16 protein-coding genes are annotated in these 16,994 nt (G+C 47.3%); 6 read left to right on the forward strand and 10 right to left on the reverse strand.

Going from position 1 to position 16,994, the window contains the following annotated elements; all coding sequences use genetic code 11:
• Positions 1–15 precede the first annotated feature (15 nt).
• Positions 16–621, reverse strand: a complete 606-nt coding sequence (locus tag L3C95_RS27970) for a class I SAM-dependent methyltransferase (protein WP_236393340.1) — start codon at positions 619–621, stop codon at positions 16–18.
• A 568-nt stretch (positions 622–1,189) separates the two neighbouring features.
• A complete protein-coding gene (locus tag L3C95_RS27975; RefSeq protein ID WP_236393343.1) occupies positions 1,190–1,615 on the reverse strand; it encodes an ADP-ribosylation/crystallin J1 in 426 nt (141 codons plus the stop codon).
• 154 nt (positions 1,616–1,769) lie between these two features.
• Between L3C95_RS27975 and L3C95_RS27980 the strand changes: the two genes are divergently transcribed.
• Both L3C95_RS27980 and L3C95_RS27985 read left to right on the forward strand, forming a co-directional pair.
• Positions 1,770–2,657, forward strand: coding sequence for a sugar phosphate isomerase/epimerase family protein (locus L3C95_RS27980; protein ID WP_236393345.1), 888 nt, complete (start codon positions 1,770–1,772; stop codon positions 2,655–2,657).
• Positions 2,658–2,827: 170 nt separating this feature from the next.
• Positions 2,828–4,051: an ATP-binding protein gene (locus tag L3C95_RS27985; RefSeq protein ID WP_236393355.1), complete on the forward strand. Its 1,224-nt coding sequence runs from the start codon at positions 2,828–2,830 to the stop codon at positions 4,049–4,051.
• A 76-nt stretch (positions 4,052–4,127) separates the two neighbouring features.
• On the opposite strand, the gene L3C95_RS27990 is transcribed toward L3C95_RS27985, so the two are convergent.
• Genes L3C95_RS27990 through L3C95_RS28020 form a run of 7 tightly spaced genes read right to left on the reverse strand, consistent with a single transcriptional unit; the run spans position 4,128 to position 11,007 of the window.
• The gene (locus L3C95_RS27990; RefSeq protein ID WP_236393364.1) at positions 4,128–5,201 is read right to left on the reverse strand and encodes a hypothetical protein; all 1,074 of its coding nucleotides are present in this window, start codon (positions 5,199–5,201) and stop codon (positions 4,128–4,130) included.
• Positions 5,198–6,808, reverse strand: a complete 1,611-nt coding sequence (locus tag L3C95_RS27995; protein ID WP_236393366.1) for a flavin monoamine oxidase family protein — start codon at positions 6,806–6,808, stop codon at positions 5,198–5,200. Before L3C95_RS27995 ends, L3C95_RS27990 begins: the two co-directional genes overlap by 4 nt.
• Before the next feature lie 3 nt (positions 6,809–6,811).
• A complete protein-coding gene (locus L3C95_RS28000) occupies positions 6,812–8,338 on the reverse strand; it encodes a polyamine aminopropyltransferase (protein ID WP_236393368.1) in 1,527 nt (508 codons plus the stop codon).
• Between the two features lie 11 nt (positions 8,339–8,349).
• Positions 8,350–8,553, reverse strand: a complete 204-nt coding sequence (locus tag L3C95_RS28005; protein ID WP_236393378.1) for a DUF350 domain-containing protein — start codon at positions 8,551–8,553, stop codon at positions 8,350–8,352.
• 17 nt (positions 8,554–8,570) lie between these two features.
• Positions 8,571–8,750 (reverse strand): hypothetical protein, encoded by a 180-nt coding sequence (locus tag L3C95_RS28010; protein WP_236393380.1) that lies wholly within the window; start codon positions 8,748–8,750, stop codon positions 8,571–8,573.
• Complete coding sequence (locus tag L3C95_RS28015) at positions 8,743–10,644, reverse strand: DUF4178 domain-containing protein (RefSeq protein ID WP_236393389.1); 1,902 nt, start codon at positions 10,642–10,644, stop codon at positions 8,743–8,745. Before L3C95_RS28015 ends, L3C95_RS28010 begins: the two co-directional genes overlap by 8 nt.
• A 9-nt stretch (positions 10,645–10,653) precedes the next feature.
• Entirely contained in the window at positions 10,654–11,007 is a 354-nt protein-coding gene (locus L3C95_RS28020) for an S-adenosylmethionine decarboxylase family protein (protein WP_236393405.1), read from the reverse strand.
• Between the two features lie 117 nt (positions 11,008–11,124).
• Here L3C95_RS28020 and yiaA point away from each other — a divergent pair, with 117 nt between their 5' ends.
• Complete coding sequence (gene yiaA / locus L3C95_RS28025; protein WP_236393407.1) at positions 11,125–11,550, forward strand: inner membrane protein YiaA; 426 nt, start codon at positions 11,125–11,127, stop codon at positions 11,548–11,550.
• An 85-nt stretch (positions 11,551–11,635) separates the two neighbouring features.
• The gene (locus L3C95_RS28030) at positions 11,636–11,968 is read left to right on the forward strand and encodes a DUF4870 domain-containing protein (protein ID WP_236393409.1); all 333 of its coding nucleotides are present in this window, start codon (positions 11,636–11,638) and stop codon (positions 11,966–11,968) included.
• Between the two features lie 119 nt (positions 11,969–12,087).
• On the opposite strand, the gene L3C95_RS28035 is transcribed toward L3C95_RS28030, so the two are convergent.
• Complete coding sequence (locus L3C95_RS28035) at positions 12,088–13,149, reverse strand: isoaspartyl peptidase/L-asparaginase family protein (protein WP_236393411.1); 1,062 nt, start codon at positions 13,147–13,149, stop codon at positions 12,088–12,090.
• 165 nt (positions 13,150–13,314) lie between these two features.
• Here L3C95_RS28035 and L3C95_RS28040 point away from each other — a divergent pair, with 165 nt between their 5' ends.
• Both L3C95_RS28040 and L3C95_RS28045 read left to right on the forward strand, forming a co-directional pair.
• Entirely contained in the window at positions 13,315–15,432 is a 2,118-nt protein-coding gene (locus L3C95_RS28040; protein WP_236393421.1) for a hypothetical protein, read from the forward strand.
• A 32-nt stretch (positions 15,433–15,464) separates the two neighbouring features.
• Complete coding sequence (locus L3C95_RS28045) at positions 15,465–16,595, forward strand: glycoside hydrolase family 88 protein (RefSeq protein ID WP_236393440.1); 1,131 nt, start codon at positions 15,465–15,467, stop codon at positions 16,593–16,595.
• The last annotated feature ends 399 nt before the right edge of the window (positions 16,596–16,994 follow it).

Below are 16,994 nucleotides of genomic sequence, written 5' to 3' on the forward strand. Positions count from 1 at the left end.
CCTTATTGGCTGTTATCAGCGCTTTACCCACATTTTCAGCAGAAAATCGACCGTGGCATCCACCAGTTGATAACTGGGTGGTATTTCGTCTTCCAGGCTATGAAATGTAACTAAGCGGGTGCCGCTTGGCTTACTGTCCAATCCTTTAAACATATAGCGGGCATAGTAATTATACAGGCTGGTGGAGTATTCTATCTGCTGGTCAATCTGTCCGTCCTCCACCAGGTTCTCGAAAAACGCGTTGTAAAAATAAAAGTGATCGAAGTCCTCAAAATCTATCTGTGTAAAATTGCCATGGATAAACTCGACATTTTTTGCTGCTGTTAATTCTTTGGCTGCACGGGCGAAATGATACAGCTCTTTTCGCTGTTCTACCCCATAAAACCGGGCTTCCGGGAAATGATATCCGCCAATAAGGCAAAACTTGCCAACGCCACTGCCAATGTCGAGGATCCTGTTTCCTTCTCCGGCAGCCAGGAAACCGGCAGATCTTTTCGCTACCTCCATTGGCGTCCAGTGCTGCATGGAGAGTTTCTGTATTCTTTGCGGATATAACCAGTCAAACGCGGCATCACTCACATACCAGGAGGATGCAGATGTAATATTTCTAATGTTTCCCATGTTGGCGCTTAGTCACAATTAAAGATATTTCATCCGCCTGCGAATGAAACATCATTTGGCGCTACAAAGTTAGTGGTGGATGACTTCGGTCAGACTGATACTTTTCAATAAAAAAGCTGCAAAATGTCACTTCCCGTCGCTTTGGCGAGCATGTGACCAGGATGTAACCAGCATATGACCAGGATTAACCTCCGATTATCTTCCGATCAAATCGGAGGATAATCGGAGGTTAATCCTGGTCATATGCTGGTTACATCCTGAACAATACCTGTTCTGCCGGGGATATCCGAAGTGCAGATTCAGGGAAAGACTTTATGACATCGGGGGGCGCTTTTGCAGTTAAAAGACACGAATTTGCAGTTAAAGGACAGGAATCTGTTGTTCAGGGACAAAGTTTAAAACAGCGTCCGGATCTTTCCTAACATTGCATTGAAAGCGGCGAATGAACCGCTTTCAACGCTTCCCTGGGCTTGCAATTGTGCAACGCAGGACGCATTGTGAAACTATTTCCTAAACGCTCAAAAATAACCGGAAAATGAACTGTTTTTTGCTTCTGTTGCTGATAATATCACCGCTGCTGTTCCCGGCCGTTGCCAATAACCATCCCGGCCAGTACCGGATCTTCGGGTTTCACAAACTTGTCTCCCAGGAAGGTCTTTACAACCTCAATTTTTCCCTGGATATGTTGATTGAAAGCCTCCAGCTCTTCCGCCGGTACCCAGAGTTCATCATGACCTGTACTGCCCACATTTTGCGGCTGATATTTCTCTATAAAAGATTTGTTGATCCTGAACCGGGTAACAATACCGCAATATCCGGACGCTTCATCATGCGTATTCCATTCAAACGCGATCTGTTCCGCATACGCCTGGTTAAGCACAGGGTAAAAGATCGGCTGCCAGGAAAGCCTTGGAGGGAAGCTTTTAAAATCAGCGGCAGCGATCAGCATGAATTCTTTCAATCCTACAGGACGATAAAGGGTAACTGTTTCCATAAAGTTGCAAAATACGTTGTTTGGCGCGAATCAGAGATACCGCTATGCTGTTAAATATTATCCTTTCGGATAGCAACATATCCCCTGAAACTATATCTTTATTCCCGGTAATCGGCAAGAGCACAGCCCATTTTAAAACAAGAAATAAATTCCAATGACGTCAAGAAGATCATTCCTTAAAACAACCACTTTGGCTTCGGCCGGTTTACTGATCAGACCTTCCGAATTATGGAAAGCACCTGCAACCAATATAGGACTGCAATTATATACAGTGAGAGACGCGATGCAGCAGGACCCGGTAGCTGCACTGAAAAAGGTGGCAAAACTGGGATTTAACACCGTAGAAGGCGCTACCTACACCGGCACCCAGCAGTTCTATGGTATGGCGCCCAAAGCATTTGCACAGGTGCTGAAGCAACAGGGACTCAAAATGCCCAGCAGCCACTATGTACTGGGAGAGCAAAAGATGAACGGAGCAGACGTAAAAGGGACTGTGTTGCATGAATGGGAGAAAGCCGTAGAAGATGCAGCGACTGTAGGCATTAAATACATGGTATGCGCCTACCTCTTCGAAGAGGAACGCGGCAACCTCGATCACTATAAACAGCTGGCTGAATATTTCAACAAGGCAGGCGAAACTTGTAAAAAGGCAGGTATACAGTTCTGCTACCACAACCACGACTTTGAATTCCAGCAACAGGAAGGCGGCAAACCTTACGATATTCTCTTACAGCAGACCGACAAGGATCTGGTGAAAATGGAAATGGATATCTATTGGGTGTCGAAAGCAGGCCTGGACCCTGTAGCCCTCATGAAAGAGCATAAAGGCCGTTTCCCGCTCTGGCATGTGAAGGATAAGGATAAAACTCCTCAGCAGGACTTTACAGAAGTAGGTAATGGCTCCATAAACTTTAAAGAGATCTTCAAACATGCGGGCGATTCCGGCATGAAATATTTCTTCGTTGAACAGGATAAAACTCCCGGCGATCCTTTTGTCAGCATCGCTAAGAGCATTAAATATGTCAAAAAGAACCTGGTATAGTTACAGCACTATCCGCAGTAAATAATTGGCTCATCCTGCCTGGTATACACGTCCTTCACAAGGGTATGCAGGGCAGGATGAGTTTTTTAGTAGGCATACATGCTCATAATCAATAAGAAAAACTTCCGATTTACTAAAAGAATTAGTAAATAGCAGCCAAAATAGCTAAGATGAAAGAAAAGGTGTCAGTGACGGATACCGGCATCCAGTCTTCCGGACTGCCGAAAGACTATATGGAGGCGGTAGCCGAGTATATCTGGAACGGCTTTGACGCAGCTGCTTCTGTGATCGATATCCATTTTGAATCGAATGAGATTGATACGATCTATAGTTTATCTATTACCGATAACGGTACCGGTATTGACTATGACCTGCTGAAGGAGACCTTCGGTCATTTCAATGATTCCATCAAAAAAGCTTCCTTCCAGAAATCTTCCTCCTTCATAAAAGGAAACAAGGGCCGTGGCCGTTTTTCCTTCTCTGCCTTCAGCGGCAAGGCCTTGTGGCATACGGTGTACAGGGATAGTCAGACAGGGGATATGATGGAATATGATATCACCATCAGCAGAAATTCCAAGGATTTCTATGATCCGGAAGGGAAGAAGAAAACAGTTAAAAAGGCCACCGGTACTACCGTTACTTTTTATGACCTCTTCGAAGTATCCGGTTTTTCTTTTCAGTCCAATGAGTTCAAAAGTTTCCTGGTACGTGAATTCGGCTGGTTCCTCATGCTGAACAGGGAAAAAGAATATAAGATCAGGATCAACGGCGTACCGATTGAATATACCCCTTCTATCGCTGAAAGCGATACAGGCGTCCTCTCCCTCAAAGACGCAGAAGGAGTGGAGTTCTATTTCCGGATCACTTTTGTAAGGTGGACCGAAAGGATAGGAGACAGATTTTTCTTCTACTTCCTGAACTCAAAACAATCGGAAGTGTTTAAAGACCTGACCTCATTCAACAACAACGCGATCGGATTTTATCACAGCGTCTACGTGGAATCCCGTTACTTCGATGCATTCAATCCCGGCGATAATGAGCAGTCCCAGAACCTCTTTGAAAGAACGAAACATCATGGCGTGTTCAAAGAACTGATGGGACATCTGCATGAACTGGTAAGATTAAGGCAGAAAGCTTTTGTAGATGGTGAAGCGGCAGTGAAGCTGATAGACATTTATGAACGGAACGGGATATTGCCTAAAACAGGGAATAGCAAAGAACTGCAGCAGTTCCTGAAAGGGATCTACTCTGCAGAGCCAAGATTGTTCCAGGGCTTAAATAAAGAGCAGCAACGTGTGTATGTAGGATTGATCGGTATGCTGCTGCAGACGGGGAAGAAAGACGAATTACTGGCACTGGTAAGCCAGGGGAATATGGCGGAGGCCGAAAATTAACTGACCAGTTTTACGATAATATGCCGCCGCTGCTGAAAGCTACCTGAGCGTAGCTTTCACAGTGGCGGTCCTGTTACTAAGCTTCATTGCTCCATTTAAATTCCTCCTTCTTTATCTTCCAGATAAAGCCATCAAGAATATAGTGTGTGATCTGTGGCAAAGCCAGCAGCGGCACGATGAGACTAAGTAACTGATGGTTCAGCTCCAGCGATGGCAGATGCGCTGTACCGAAAATGGTCGCATGTTCCTGCCATACGGTCATATCCCATAGTCCTTCTTCAATGAATGCAAACAGGAAGATCAGCAGGAGGAAGAGCACTATACCGTACCTGCTGAATACAAGCTGGAGGAAAGAATTGCTTTTACGCGGATCTTTATATTGCTTCTGTCCATACATCCAGATCAACGCCATATACGGAATGCCATGACTGACTACATTCAGTAGGGTAAACGCCATATCGCCGTTGAAGAAGACAATGCCAAAGTACCAGGATACGAGTGTACCTGTGATAATAGCTGTTTTGGGAATGTTGATCGTACGCGTGGTAAAGATCATGTACAATTCCTTGATAACATATATCGCGATAATCAGCCAGTATACCAGGGAAAATAGATACAGCAATACTGCCGACGGGAAGAAGACAAAATCATTCTCAATAAACCAGCTGAAATTTCGCGGACCGCTGAAATGCCAGTAGGCCATTGGATATAATGCCGCTGCATAGATGGTAACGGTGTCTGTCAGTTTAACGTACCTGTGTGCATTTTCCTGTCTGCTATATACGCGCATGAACCCGTATTGCTGACGCACAAAATGAAAAACGGCCACGTAAGCCAGTATGCGCCAGAATAAAAGGCTGCTCATCGTGTAAACCAGCACACCGGCTACAAAGCTGACCAATGGTATGATCCAGAGGAGAAAACGTTGTTTGTTCAGTGCCTGCGGATCGAAATAGGTCCTGTACAGGGTACTGTATACATGTGCTACATCCACCAGCAGTACCAACACTACCCAGCCGGCTTCCGGCATCTCTTTGTTGTTGCGGAAGAGGGAAGGAAAGAATATAATTACCAGCAGACTTAAAAACGGAGGCAGTAGTATGAAGATACTGTCAGTCCACGGTTTGCTTATCCACGGTTGCTTGTTCATATGTTGCCTGATAAATGTGTGATTACTTTTTTTGCAGCGGAAAGTCCCTGGTAGAAGGCTTCTTCAAAGATGCTGTTACCCGCCAGGTCGGTATGTGCAAAATGCAGGCGATCATTCACAGAGGCTGCCAGTTCCTGCCGGACCGTTCCATGTGCCATGCCTGGTAAGGGTTTGGCCATGGCATGCCCCCACAGCATTACATTCACTTCTTCTATGGCGTCGGTTATGTTGGCATGCACTTTCTCCAGATCATCTACGATCAGTTTCACCCATTCTGTATGCGTTCTTTCCAGTGCCGCTTTTCTTTCTTCTACCGGTGTGTGGGCGGTCAGCGGCAGGTAATAGGTCAGGTTCCTGGTATGGATGCCCTGTCGTATTTCCTGGTGCGTGGCGTTCACATATCCCAGCGATGGACTATCATATAGCACATTGTCCCAACTGAGCGATGGCCCCGTTCTTTCTGCCAGTTCCTTCGTGCGGATATTAGCCACCATCCAGGGCGCGTATTGGATATGCTGATGCACGCGTTGCATGCGTGTTTCATCCTGCAATATCCTGGCTGCCACGAACTGCGGTACAGCCAGAATACACTGCTGAGCATTGATCCTTTTCAGGCGGCTCTCTTTTACGTCAAAGTAGTCGACCGCAAGGGTATTATTCTCCTGCAGAATGCGTGTTACCAATGCCTGGTTATGAAAATAAGGTTGTAGTTCTTTCTTTAGATGTGCCGCCAGCCAGCCATTGCCTTCCGGCCATGTCAATACATCATGATGATCGGCATTGCTCCCCTTTCCCTTCCTGCTGGCGAAATAATGAATGCCCACCCAGGCGCTGATCTCATCATAAGGAGTGCCGAAATCGTCGCGGGTGCAATAGTTCACATACCATTGCAGGTAAGACGAGTTCAGTCCCTGCTGTTGTAGCCACTGTTTCATGGTGAGACTGTCCAGTTGTACAAAGAGGGGATCTTTACTGGAATTGTCCAGCGGAATGGCAAAAGCATCTTTGCCATCCTGTCCTTTAGCTACGCGAAAAGCCTGCATTTTGTCGAGGAACTGTTGTATCTGTGCCTTGTCTGCAGCCGGTACGCCATACTGGGGGATGAGGCCTTCCTGCCACTGACCGTTGATGTACAGTCTTTCCTCCGGATCGAAACAGATGTAATAGTCATTATAAGCGGGTAGGGGAGCGGAAGCATCACTGGTGACGACACCACACTCCCGCATAAAATCTGTGTATTCCGTCAGGTCGTTGTTAGGAATAGGCACATAGTGTGCGCCCAAGGGATAGGCGGAAATATCGTTCTTTCCACAAGCGGCATTGCCGCCCATTTCTTTTTCGAGGTCCAGTATAACAATGTCCCTGATGCCTTGCCGGTGGAGGTGACGCGCGGCGGATAATCCGCTGATGCCTCCACCCACAATCACAACTGCATGGTCCGTCGTGCTGACTGGTGCTGCGAATTTTTTATCCCGCAGCAGATGGCCGGTATGCGCACTGGCGCCTATTACGCTACCACCAATCACCCGCTGTCGGTGGCAGGAGGCGATAAAACTGCTCACAACTGTGAGCCCGGCGATGGATTGTATAAATGATCTTCTCCGCATATCTTAACGTTCAAGATATTTGCCCCACTCTTCTTCAAAATACTTTACCAGTGCCTGGTTATTGAGTTTATTGATGTCGAGCAACTGGTGCGCTTTCATATCCTCGGGAAATGTCAGCATCTGTTGCAGGGTAGTTGGATTCAGGAATTTCAGTGGTGATGGAAGATGACTGAACCATTGATGAGGTTCCTGCGGAGTGGCCATGATATAGCCCCATTCGCCAAAGGAAGGAACATAGTTATGATAAGCGATCGTGTGCAGTCCTACTGAACGCAGGGTGGTATCTACACACCAGAAACTTTTAGGCGCTACGTAGGGAGAGGTACTTTGTATCACGGCAATACCATCCGGACGTAGGGCATGTTTCAACAGCTGGTAAAAAGAAGTGCTGTACAGTTTTCCGATAGAAAAATTTGAAGGATCAGGGAAATCCACCACGATCGCATCAAATAACGTTTTGTTGCTCCGCAGCCAGGTAAAAGCATCTGCATTATGTACCTGGACCTTGCTGTTCAGCAGTGAGGAATCATTCAACCTGACGAGCATTTCCTGATGGGAAAACAGCTTTGTCATGGCCGGGTCCAGGTCTACGAGTGTAACCTGTTTTACAGCCGGATATTTCAGGATCTCCCTTACAGCAAGACCATCGCCACCACCCAGCACCAGTACCTGCTCTGGTTGATTGAGAGAAGAGAATGCAGGATGTACCAGCGCTTCATGATAGCGGTATTCATCCGCAGTACTGAACTGCAGGTTACCGTTCAGGAACAGCCGCAGCTCATGTTTGTTTTTGGTGAGCACGATGCGCTGATAAGGAGTGGAAGTAGAATATACCACGTTATCATCGTAGGTCATCGTTTCGCTGTAACTCATAATGTTCTCTGAGAATACAAAACAGATCAGCTGTGCCAGCAGCAATGTAATGGCCGCCGTTTTTAACAACACTACCTGTCTGATCTCTTTGGAGAAATGGTAGGCCAGGTACCAGCCTACGCCTACATTCAGAATACCAAAGAAGAGCGATGTCCTGATCAACCCCAGATGAGGCACCAGTAGTAAAGGAAATATCAGGGAAGCCAGTAGTGCACCGATATAGTCAAAAGTGAATACACGGCTGACCAGCTCTTTGAATGCTACTTTGTTTTCCAGTATGCGCATCAGTAGCGGGATCTCCAGTCCTACAAGTATACCCGTGATCAGTACGATGGCGTATAAAATGAGACGGAAGGAGGCTGCCAGTGGGAATACAATGAAAAGCAAGGCAGAGCTGAAGCCACCTACCAATCCGACCAGCAGTTCAATCCTGATGAACCATGCCAGCAGGTTTTTGTTGAAATACTTGGAGAGGAAGGAGCCTATTCCCATCGAAAACAGGTACACGCCAATAATAGTACTGAACTGTGTGATGCTGTCTCCCAACAAATAAGAAGCCAGGGTGCCCGCTACCAGTTCATAGATCAATCCACAGGTGGCAATAACAAATACTGCCATCAATAACAGCCACTGTGCGCCGTTTTCTTTTTTTGACATTGGTTCGTTACTTAGTGAATGGCAGATGCGATGATAATAGCCATGGCCAGCATAAAAAATCCTGCCAGTACAGCTACGGCCATATTCTGCTTCTCCATGATCTCCTGGCGCAGGTTATGCCTGGGCGTTAATACTTCCACCAGTACAAACACGATAACAAGGATAGCAATACCTATAAAGGAATAAAGAATAGAGTTGATAAGTGCGTTTGACATATTAGGTTTGTTTGAATTTATTTATGATATCCGTGTGCGCCGGAAGCGCTCCATTTTTCCTGTCCGGATCCTGAGAACAGCCGCCACCCGGTGGTGTCTGAACGGAACAGTAATCCGGCAATAAGGCTCGCAAATACGATAAACCACCGGAAAGAAAACATAGGCGATTCCCGCTGGAATGGGTTGAGTTTATTCATCTTCGCTTGTTATAAATGTTGAGTAAGGGCTGTTTGACCAGCGTTGTCTTTCGCTGAAATACGTTGAAAAATATTTGAAGATAGGCCACAGCAGCAGGAGCCCGATACAAATGAACAGGTTCCTGGTATTGGGCACATCATAATAACCCGTAATTGTAAAGCTTTTTAAAGGATAGTAAGTCGTTTCCCTGGTGGCCTCCAGTTTCAACGTATAGTCGCCACGGGGTACTTCGTTGATATAAACGGTACCGTTCTGGCTTCCTTCAGACCAATGTTCCCCATCTTCTACACCACTATAATATTCCACGCCTTTGTTAACGCTGTACTCCGTACCGGTCTTTGTATCGACCAGTGTTGCTTCCAGATCCATCCAGGTATTCTGTACGGGAGAGTAGAACTCTAACATGACGTTACTTTGCCTTTTCTCCAGGTGGATATCGTTGATCACGGCTGTTTGCACCTTAGATGAGTCAGAGAAATAAACTTCATTGGCGAACAGTTGCCGCTCGCTGCTGCCGGAGGTAAAGGCCAGATGTAGTACGATCAGCACACCTATCGCTATCAGGGTATTCCTGGCCAGGTTCATCAGGCTGATGTAACCATTCGGTTGTACGGCGCCAATACCGATTTGTGTTGGCCGGATAATGGCATCACCCAGGGCCTCTTTCAGTTGGTCTGCGTCTACATGCCATCCCTTGAACCAGACAATACCTTCTTCGGGACTTTGTTCCCTGTTCCACATGATGGGAGGGGAGATAAATTCCCAACATTTAGTCTTTCCGTCATTGAAGGCGTTGCCCGGAAATTCACCCCGGGCGGCGACAACATTATAGCTGTAAGAGTTGAACAGATCAAAGCTATTCCCTTCATAGTTAAACCCACTGGTATTCATATTTTCCGGGACCGGCGTTTTCCCCTGTTCCCGCAGGTAGATCCAGTGGCCGTCATACTCACTCAGGAAAGCATAACCTTCCTGCTCATTAAATAAGGTATATTCCCGCCAACGTGACTGGTATTGATTCCGTTCCTCCTTCACTATAAAACCGATCACTTTGTAGGGAATTCCTTTTATGGTGCCGGTTGCGCCCAGTGTGATGGCTGGTTCCACTTTTTTCAGATGCCTCTGAGGCTGCCTTATAAATTCAAGATCGTTCTCAAACACGTAAACGTTATAGCAGGTAGGACATGCACAACTTTGCGCGTAAGGGAAAGTTGCAACATGCAGTGTGGTACCACAGACACACTTAAATTCCCGGGCTGCGCTTTCATAGGCGCGGGTTTGTTCAAGGGCCAGCGAAGTAAAGTCAGTATAGTGAACTTCAAAGGCGGGCTGCACCTGCGACCAGTATTCTATAATATGTAAAACCTCCCCCTTTGGACTTGAAAAATCATAAGTGATGAAGGTGCCGTTACATTCAGGGATGAATAGTTCTCCTTCCACGTCCCATTTCTTACACTTGTCCTTGCGCAACAGCATATATTGCTCCTTGTTCATCAATTTCCTGGAACCCGGCGACAACTGTCTGATCGCATCCTGGGCCAGCTCGGGAGGTGTTGCCACCGGCAGAAGAATAGCATACATACCATATCCTTCCATGAGGTAGGCAGCAGTTTCGTCCTGGAATATAATGGTCCAGTAGCTAAATACCGTTTCTGATGTCCATGTCCTGAACCGGCCAGTTACTTTGAATGTTTTGTCTTTCCATCGCCCCGTAGTGCCCGGGGCAATAAGCGAAGCTTTTTCGGCAATAACATGAAAGGGCCTGGGCACGATAGTGCCATCGGCCATCTTATTTAGCACTGTACCGCATTTGCACACTACCACCGAACTATGTTGGGTGGTGAACGTGATCATGTTGCTACAGGAAGGGCATTGGTGTGTATAAGGGATCACAGTGATTGATTAGCGTTTGAGGAATTGTTCATGTTCAACAGCTGCATTAAAATGAGCTTTTATCGCGCTGTATATATTATCTACCGTACCATCATTATTCCGCAGATAATTGCTGAGGTAAATATCCACATTGATCTTCCCATGCTCCGGCCATGTATGTATAGACAAATGACTCTCACTCAGGCATACCACTCCCGTATAGCCGGAGGGGGTGAAATTATGATATACCTCTCCCAGCTTTTGTAACTGATGAGTAAAAATGAGTTCGTCTGCCAGGGTTTTGAACGCTGTGAATGTGCTAAGTAGTTGATGCTCAGTTGTGTGAAGTGTTGCGATGAGATGGGTCCCCTTGTTATATTCCATATGTATACAGGATATTGCGGGGCAAAATAAGGAATCCTGACGATTTATACCTGAAAACCGCTATTCTCCACCCTTGCAATTTGATCTACTTTAGCGTTGTAATTATCACACAACATAATGAAGCAAAAACCATCACTTGCCTTTATTGCTACCTCCTGGCTTGCATTACTAATAGGAGTGTTAGGTTATATCATTGGACTGTGGAATGCAGAAATGCAGCTCAATGAAAAGGGCTATTATTTTACCATATTAATGTATGGTTTGTTTGCTGGCGTATCTGTACAGAAATGTGTCAGAGACCGTCTTGAAGGGGTACCGGTAACGGATATCTATTATGGTATCAGCTGGGTATCCACTCTTTTATGTATTGTATTGCTGACAGTAGGCTTATGGAATGCGACACTGTTGCCAAGTGAGAAAGGTTTTTACGCCTTCGCCTTCCTGCTGAGTATTTTCGGAGCTATCAGCGTACAGAAGAACACTCGTGATACCCAGGCTGCAAAAGCGGGTATCGTAACCGGAGACACGACAATCGAAAGGTAACCCACCCAAATAATTGATGGCAAAAGAGATAAAGACTTTGGTAGCAATACCTTAGCTTTATCTGAAAAATTAAACCATATCTTTTATGAAAAACCAAACGTTGGCTATTATTGCCTACATCACATTGATTGGATGGATATATAGCTATGTCCAATATAAAAGTAGCCCGGATAGGAGCAGGTTGGTGCGCTATCACCTGAACCAGGCACTGGGTATTTTTATCTTTACTGTGATTTTATGGACAGCCATTAAGGTCATTTCAGTAATTGTTCCATCAATAGGCTCAATATTAGCGGTAGCCGGCCTTCTTCCATTGGTCTTAATGACCTTTGGCGCTGCAGCAGCGTCCAAAGATATATTAAGCCCTGTCCCCGGAGTTGGAAAATTGTTTGAGAACAGGTTTGGTTTTCTGAACTGATCTGTTGCGGCATCGTATGCCGCCAAGAAAATAACTATATCCTAACACCCTATACTGACATGAAAAGTAAACCGGGAAACTTCGTCCTGAAGTTTCCCGGAACTTCCCTAAACTTCCCATTATTTGTAGATCTCAATCGTTATTTTTCCTTCAGCGGTCACCATGCCCCTGTACATTCCTTCGGTATTGAAAGGGAGCGCGGCATGACCATTTTTGTCCAAAGCTATCAACCCACCATTCCCTCCAAGTGTACCTACTTTCTCTATGACGGCCTTACCGGCCTGCTGTACTGTTAACCCTTTATAGGCCATCAGCGCAGACAGATCATAAGCTACCACACTGCGGATAAAAAATTCTCCCCATCCTGTACAGGAAACGGCCACGGTATTATTGTTGGCATAGGTACCTGCGCCAATGATAGGTGCATCACCAATACGGCCATACTTTTTGTTGGTCATTCCTCCGGTAGAAGTACCCGCTGCCAGGTTGCCTGCTTTATCGAGCGCCACAGCGCCTACAGTACCGAATTTGTTATCGATGTTTTCAACACCCAGTTTTCCGGCTGGCTGATAACTGTGATCCAGCTTACTCTTCATAGAGTCTGCCTTCAGGGCTTTCTGCAATCCTTCCCAGCGTTCCTGTGTGCGGAAATAGGAGGGATCTACGATTTCCAATCCTGCTTCCTTCGCAAACTGCTCTGCCCCGCGCCCTGCCATCATCACATGTTCTGATTTTTCCATCACAGCCCTTGCTGCAGAGATGGGATTGCGAATGGTAGACACACCCGCTACAGATCCTGCTTCCAGCGTTTTCCCATTCATAATGGCAGCATCCATTTCATTGCGTCCGTCATGTGTGAATACAGCGCCCTTCCCTGCATTGAACAGCGGATTGTCTTCTAGTACACGGATAGTAGCTTCTACTGCATCCAGGCTACTTTTGCCCGCCTGTAATGCTTTATAGCCCGTTTTCAGCGCTTCCTCCAGTCCTGCTTTGTACGCGGCTTCTTTCTGCGCTGTCATATTCTTTTTAAGGATAGTGCCCGCACCGCCATGTATGACGAGCACATATTTTTCCTGGTGAGTACTGTCGTCAGCAGTGATATTGTTTGCGCGCGCCTGCAGGTTACTGCAAATAACCAGCATCCAGGCCGCGGATCGGAGAAGGGAAAGTGTTTTCATACTGACTAAATTATAAAATCTGGGACACTATAGGACACTTTGTTAGCGTAGATGTTGCAAATTAATAATCCGTTTTTGCGCAAACGTTTCCATACATTTATTGAAATGTGTTCCACTATTATGAAAAAAAGGATACAAAACTGTTTATACGCGCTTTCATTATGTATGTTATTGTTGCTCGTCAGCTCCACCTCCCAGGGCCAGGAGCTCATCGACCGTATGGCATTGGTGCAGCGGCATAATGTTGTCAATAATAAATTCGATTCGCTTTCTTCACTCACCCTCGGCAACGGTGGTTTTGCTTTTACTGTAGACATCACCGGACTGCAATCCTTTCCTGAGGCCTATAGTCAGGGCGTTCCACTGGGCACCCAATCTGAGTGGGGGTGGCATAGTTTCACAGATACTGCCGGCTACCGCTTTGAAGAAAGCCTCAAAACCTATCACCTGCATAACCGCGATATCACATATGCTGTGCAATGGAATACGCCGGAACGCAATAGACAGGCATCAGACTGGTTCAGACAGAACATGCACCGTTTGCAGTTAGGAAACATTGGTCTCCAGATATTGTTGAAGAACGGAACTGCCTGCCGCCTGTCCGACATTAAAGACGTATCGCAGGAACTGGACCTCCGGAGGGGGGTGATCAAAAGCCACTTCACGGTAGACGGCAATCCTGTGCAGGTACTGACCACGGTGCATCCTGACACAGACCTTATCGCTGTCAGGATCGAATCTCCCTTGCTGAAAGAAGGCCGGATAAAACTGCAGATACGTTTCCCTTATCCCACCGGTACTTTTCTGGACGCCGGTGTGAACAGGCAGTATCCTGAAAAACATGTATCCCGCGTTGTGGAGGTTGGCCAGCGTTCTTTTACAATGGAGCACAGTCTTGACAAAACGCGTTACTTCCTGCAGGTAGGCGGTTCCGATGCTATGACACTGGCACAGCAGCAACGGCACGATCACATCATCACACCGGCCACTACGGCTGCCCGTTTTGATGTTGATTTCCGCTTCAGCGAAGAACGTCCTGCTTCTCTTCGTACACTGCCTCCCTTTGAAACAGTGCGTACCTTCAGTGAAGAACACTGGCTGCGTTTCTGGCAAACGGGAGCTGCCGTAGACTTCGCCGGGAGTACTGATCCACGGGCCTTCGAGCTCGAGCGCAGGGTCATACTTTCACAATACCTGATGGCAGTACAATGCGCAGGCAACATACCTCCACAGGAAACAGGGCTGACTTACAACAGCTGGTTCGGCAAGCCTCACCTGGAAATGCACTGGTGGCATGTTGTTCATTTTGCATTATGGAATCGCCCCGATATCCTCGAAAAAAGCCTGCAATGGTATGCTACTGTTGCAGGGAAAGCCAGGGCTATTGCCCAACGTCAGGGATATGAAGGCCTCCGCTGGCAGAAAATGACTGACCCGGAAGGGAATGAAAGCCCTTCTTCAGTAGGCGCTTTTCTATTATGGCAACAGCCGCATTTCATCTATATGACTGAGCTGCTGTATCGCCATTATCATGACCATGGCACATTGAACAAATACAAAGACCTGGTATTCGCTACTGCAGATTTCATGGCTTCATTTGCAGCCTACGACACTGCCACGCATCGCTATATACTGGGCAAGGGTATGATCCCTGCACAGGAGCGCTTCAAACCGGAAAATACCTTTAATGCCACTTTCGAACTGGCCTACTGGCGCTGGGGGCTCACCACTGCACAGGAATGGCGTACCCGCTTGGGATTGCCCCGTAATGCCCGCTGGGACGCCATACTGGATAGTCTGTCGCCACTCCCGCAAAAGGATGGCCTCTACCTGGCTGCCGAAAGTGCTCCTGATTCATACACTAACCCACCGTATATGACAGACCATCCTGCTGTATTGGGCGCCCTGGGTATGTTGCCTGCGCGGCCTTATGTAGATACTGCTGTCATGCACCGCACCTTCAATAAGATATGGACGTCCTGGAACTGGCAGGAAACCTGGGGCTGGGACTTCCCGCTCACTGCCATGACGGCTACGCGTCTCGGTATGCCGGAAAAAGCGATTGATGCCCTGTTCATGCCTGTAAAGACCAACACCTGGCTGCCTAACGGGCATAACTACCAGGATGAACGCCTGCGGCTGTATCTGCCGGGGAATGGTGGTCTCCTGACCGCTGTTGCCATGATGTGCGCAGGTTACGACGGCTGTATGCAGGCATTGCCGGGCATTCCCGATAATGGCAAATGGCGGGTGATGTGGGAAGGGCTGCATACCATGCCCTGATTTATGATCCATCCACGTAAAAACTATATATAATGAAGATGCATCTTTTAATCGCTACTGTCCTGCTGGGCCTCTGCAGTTATCTGCCTGCCCGGACACAATCGCTGCCGCCAAAAAAGGAAGTGCTGAAAACCCTGACCCTCGCTAACCGTTACTTTATGGAGAAATGGCCGGACGCCGGTAAAGAGATCGTTCTTCATAAGACCTGGCCTTCCAACATCTGGACACGGGCAGTCTATTACGAAGGACTCATGGCACTTTACCAGATCGATCCGCAGAAAACTTATTACGACTACGCCGTGCAATGGGGCGACAAACACCATTGGGGCCTGCGTGGCGGCATCATTACGCGCAATGCCGATAACCAGGCCTGTGGTCAGACTTATATCGACCTCTACCTCATAGATAAACAACCTGAACGTATGCACGACATCAAGGCCTCCATCGACAGCATGCTGGCGACAGATGTCATCGATGACTGGGACTGGATTGATGCCATCCAGATGGCGATGCCGGTAATGGCGCGCCTGGGAAAGTTGTATAACGACACTTCTTATTTCCATCGCATGTATGAGATGTATGCGTTTACAAAATTCAGGCATGGTACCAATGGGCTATACAATCAGCAGGAGCACCTGTGGTGGAGGGACAAGGACTTTGTGCCGCCCTACAAAGAGCCTAATGGCGGCAACTGCTACTGGAGTAGGGGAAACGGCTGGGTATTGGCGTCGCTCGTCCGCACGATGGAATGGTTGCCGAAGTCTTCTCCTTATTACAACATCTTCCTGCAGGATTTTAAAGATATGGCTGCGGCGTTGGTGAAACTACAGCGTACCGATGGTTTCTGGAATGCGAGCTTGCATGATCCTGCCAATTTTGGTGGTAAGGAGCTGACGGGAACTTCGCTGTTTGTGTATGGTATGGCGTGGGGCATACGGCAGGGGTATCTTGATAAGAAGGTTTATCAGCCGGTGGTGGTGAAGGCGTGGAATGCGCTGGTGAAGGATTGTGTGCATGATAATGGAATGCTGGGATATGTGCAGAGTACGGGGAAACAGCCGTCTGATGGGCAGCCGCTGGCGTTTGATAAGATTCCGGATTTTGAGGATTATGGGTTGGGGTGTTTTTTGCTGGCGGGGACGGAGGTGTATAAGAGTAAATAGTTGGCTGGCGCTTTATGCGTACAGGGTGCTTGTTTCGCTTGTTGCCTTGGGGGTGCGATTTTTTCAGAGTACGTTCCATACTGAAAAGTAAGTGCGGGCTTGCTGGCTGCTCTGGATTTCAGCCATCCGCCTGGTGTTGTCCTCTTATTGTCTTATTTGTGTCCTTGGGTGTATGATTCTTTCAGAGTACGTTCCATACTGAAAAGTAAGTGCGGGCCTGCTGGCTGAGTTCTTTGAAGTTTCTTGCTATGGAGCGTTGGGAGGTCGTATTGGGCTTTGGTATATTTATTAAATCCCTGGTGCAACGTGGCAGCATACTTCAAACAACTTAGGCCAGCAAGCTCCGCCTTACTTTTCCTGATTCCACTCATCCGCTGATAGTTGGACGTTCTTGAAACT

The organism is Chitinophaga filiformis, from assembly GCF_021646545.1.
Lineage (GTDB): Bacteria > Bacteroidota > Bacteroidia > Chitinophagales > Chitinophagaceae > Chitinophaga > Chitinophaga filiformis_A.